Origin of the sequence: Streptococcus danieliae, assembly GCF_025447695.1 — a bacterium.
GTDB classification, from domain to species: domain Bacteria; phylum Bacillota; class Bacilli; order Lactobacillales; family Streptococcaceae; genus Streptococcus; species Streptococcus danieliae.
In genome coordinates this window covers 1-3,979 of sequence record NZ_JAOBSU010000132.1, presented here as the reverse complement: position 1 = coordinate 3,979, position 3,979 = coordinate 1, and the positions used below count along the sequence as shown (strand labels likewise).

Annotated in this window: 2 protein-coding genes; one reads left to right on the top strand and one right to left on the bottom strand. The window is 38.0% G+C overall.

The window, feature by feature from the left end:
• Positions 1 to 399: 399 nt before the first annotated feature.
• Positions 400 to 3,261, top strand: coding sequence for a DUF3427 domain-containing protein (locus tag N4310_RS07855; RefSeq protein ID WP_262092738.1), 2,862 nt, complete (start codon positions 400 to 402; stop codon positions 3,259 to 3,261).
• Between the two features lie 13 nt (positions 3,262 to 3,274).
• Here the strand turns inward: N4310_RS07855 and N4310_RS07850 are convergent, their stop codons facing one another.
• The gene (locus tag N4310_RS07850; RefSeq protein ID WP_262092737.1) at positions 3,275 to 3,676 is read right to left on the bottom strand and encodes a (deoxy)nucleoside triphosphate pyrophosphohydrolase; all 402 of its coding nucleotides are present in this window, start codon (positions 3,674 to 3,676) and stop codon (positions 3,275 to 3,277) included.
• Between the last annotated feature and the right edge of the window lie 303 nt (positions 3,677 to 3,979).

Here is a 3,979-nt window from a genome sequence, read left to right as displayed (position 1 = left end):
TGGGAATAAATCTTTCTAGTAGTATTTTTAGTCTAACTCTACTATAACAGGATTTATTCCTTTTTTGCGTTTACACAGGATATTGTACACTCTCAAAATAGCTGTCGTGAATAAATACTTATCTTAATTAAAATTATTTATATCTTAGAATTTCAAGGATGTTCTGTCTGCTGTAATTACAAGTTGTCAGAGACTTTTCATGATAAAGAAAAGTAAATCTATTCTTTTGAATGTGGATAATACTCTCCTTCCCAAATCACCCCCCAAAGAAAGCCATGATTCCATTTGAAATCATGGCTTTCTTTTCGATATAATGAAGAGAAGATGGAAGAAAGACAATGGCTGTTTTAGCGCATTTAAACGGATTGTGTCTGAAAATAGTTATGAAAGGGATGTTGAATGACTGTAAGTAACCAGTTCGAGAAGAATTTATTGGATTCCTTGAGATTTAGTTTTATCCATAATCAGTATGGTCAGAATCAGGCCTACGCCCCCAAGCTACTAATCAATCAGGATGAGAAGCAACGGTATGTTTTGCTGGATTTGCAGGAAGAGTTGGCTAAGGCGGAGAGTTTTTATTTTTCGGTGGCCTTTGTGACCCAATCGGGAATTGCCTTGATTAAGAGTCAATTATCGGACCTGAATGATCGAGGGGTTACGGGTAAAATTTTGATTTCGCCCTATTTAGATTTTAATGATCCTTTGGCGATGAAGGATTTATTAAAATTGAAAAATGTTGAGGTTCGTTTAGCGCCGGAAGCTTTGCAGCTGCATGCAAAGGTCTACCTCATTGATCAAGGGGTGAGGCAAGTTTTAATCAGCGGGAGTTCCAATCTAACTGGGAATGCTTTGAAGAAAAACTATGAATGGAATATTAAATTAACATCAACAGAGCACGGAGAGCTCATTTCAGCAAGTAAGTCTGAATTTTTCAGGATTTGGAATCAATCGACGGTTCTAACCGAGGATGTTATTGAACAATACAGTCATAAAAGAAAACCTAAACTTGTCGTTGAGGTTGAAGAGTCCGCAAAATCGAGTTATGTCACACAATTACAGCCTAATAAAATGCAGGAAGCTGCTTTGGCTGCCCTACAAAATAAGCGCCTGCTCGGAGAGAAGAAGTCTTTGGTGATCAGTGCTACGGGAACAGGGAAGACCTATCTTTCAGCTTTCGATGTTAGAAATTACAGGCCAGATCGGTTTCTATTCCTAGTGCATCGCGAACAGATTCTAGAAAAAGCTTTGGAAAGTTTTCAAGAAGTTATTGGATTTGAAGATGGGCAGGGTGCCATTTATAGACCGGGCTTGAACTTTGATACTATTCCCTATTTGTTTGCGACGATTCAGACCTTGTCACGTGACGATCACTTGAAACGTTTTGCTTCGGATTATTTTGATTATATTCTGATTGATGAAGTACACAAGGCAGGTGCAAATTCTTATAAGAAAATTCTGGACTATTTTGAACCTGATTTTTTACTGGGAATGACTGCTACACCAGAGCGTACGGATGGTCAAAATATTTATGAATTATTTGACTATCAAGTTGCTTATGAAATTCGGCTTCAAGAAGCATTGGAGAACGATCTCCTCTGTCCTTTTATCTATTATGGAGTGACAGATATTCATGTAGATGGAGAGCTGCTAGATGATAAAACGGATTTCAACAGCCTGATTTCATCAACACGACTGCAACATTTGATTCAGAAAATTGATTATTATGGTCATTCTGGCCAACAAGTGAGAGGACTAATCTTTTGTTCACGTAAAGAGGAAGCAGCGGAGCTGGCTAGACTTTTTACAGAGAACGGGTGGCCTTCCAGGGCTTTGAGCGGTGATGATTCTCGGACTCGTCAACAAGTTGTGAAAGACCTAGAAGAAGGGCGTTTATTTTATATTTTCACTGTGGATATTTTCAATGAAGGGATTGATATTCCGAGCATTAACCAAGTTGTGATGCTTCGGAATACACAGTCGAGTATTGTATTTGTCCAACAGTTGGGGCGTGGTCTTCGGAAACATCCCGATAAGGAATATGTTACAATTATCGATTTTATTGGGAATTATAAAAATAACTATTTGATTCCGATTGCCTTGTTTGGCGATCATTCGATGAATAAAGAAAATTATCGTCGTGAAGTTAGGGAAGCTGCAGCGGTTAAAGGGCTGACAACTGTAAACTTTGAAGAAGTAGCTAAGAAGCAAATCTTTGCCGCTATTGCTAATACAAACTTTTCTTCCATGGCCGTTTTACGGAACTCTTTTAAGGAATTGGAAAATCGGCTGGGACGAGTTCCGATGATGATGGATTTTCTGAATAGTAATCAACTGGATCCAGTAACATTTTTTGAGAATAATGCCTTTAAGTCCTATCATCAAGTTGTGGAAAAGTTTTCAACGGAACAAGTCCTTTTGTCTCAAAATGAGGCCTTAGTATTACAGTTCTTGACCTTTGAAATTTTGACAGGGAAAAGAATTCACGAAGCTTTGTTGTTACAGGAATTGATGCTCAGGGGAAGTATTTCTAAAAGCGACTTGAAGCAGCTTCTTGTTGAGAATGGGCATTCTGATACAGACGCTGTTTTAGCGTCAATGGAACGTGTCCTGGCTCTGCAATTTTTGAAAGGGGCAGAGAAAAAAATCTATGGTGAGGATCCGCTTGTAATCTTAGTGGATGACAGCTACATTTGTTCGGATTCATTAAAGGAAGCATTCAAGAATCAGACTTTTTTGGATTTCTACAAAGATATTATTGATGTAGCTTTGAGAAAGAATCTTGCTTATCCGAACATCTTTACTATTGGTCAACGTTATAGTAGACGGGATGTTTTAAAGTTGATGAATTTTGAAAAAGATGAACCGCCTTTAAATATTGGGGGCTATAAAATTGACAAATTTAGCAACAGCTGTCCAATTTTTGTAACCTATCATAAAGCTGATGATATCAGTGAAACTCTTAAATACGAAGATGAATTTCTAAGCGAAAAGACACTCAAGTGGTTTTCTAAAAATAAACGGAGTCTGGATTCTGCGGATGTTAAACAAATTCTTGGGGCTAAAGAATCTGGCTTAAGATTAGAGTTATTTGTCATCAAAGATGACTCCGAGGGAGGGGAGTTCTATTATTTAGGCCCTCTAGGAGTTCTTGAAGGGACAGCTCAAGAAACAGAGAGAAACGGAGAGTCTATTGTATCAATGGTATTTGAGTTGCAACAATCTGTCGATGATTCACTTTATCGATACATTACTGAAAAATAGAAAAGGAGTGGGCTTATGGTGAGTCCACTCCTTTCGATTGTAATAATAGAACAGCTGGAATATCAACAGGTGCCCAGTCCAGGGTCGTTAATTCACTAGGGTAGAGCCATTTTGAATCTTGGTGTTCGACGAGCTCTAAATCTCCTGACTGTAAGGAAGCTAGATAGGTTTTCATGCGAACAGTGCCAAACTCATATTGATAGGATGCTTCATTGAGGTATTCAAGGATTTTAATCTCAGATTTTAATTCCTCTTTGATTTCTCGAATTAAAGCAGATTCTGGATCTTCTGAAGCCTCAATTTTTCCACCTGTAAATTCCCAATAGCCTCCTAGATTTTTTGTGCTTGGTCTTTGGGCACAGAATATTTTTCCGTCTTTCAAGATAGCAGCTGCAACAACATCAATCGTTTTCATATTTACCTCTTTTCCTACTAGTTATAATTGTAGCAACTTTTGAAGGAATAACAAGAGTACCCAGTTCATCTGATACTTTTGGAAAGAAAGATGCTAGAATAACTCTCGTAGAAAAGTGAAGACGGTGGCTCTAGATTTTCGATAGAGAGGGTGATGTCTATGGACAATTTATCAAAATCTATAGAGAGGGAGGCTCAAGAAGTCAGGAATTGACTTCTTGAGGTTCTATAGTCATTTGAAACAAGAACAAGACAACAAAGCATCCAGAAAATTGTCATAACTGGGCAATACTTTTCTGAGGTG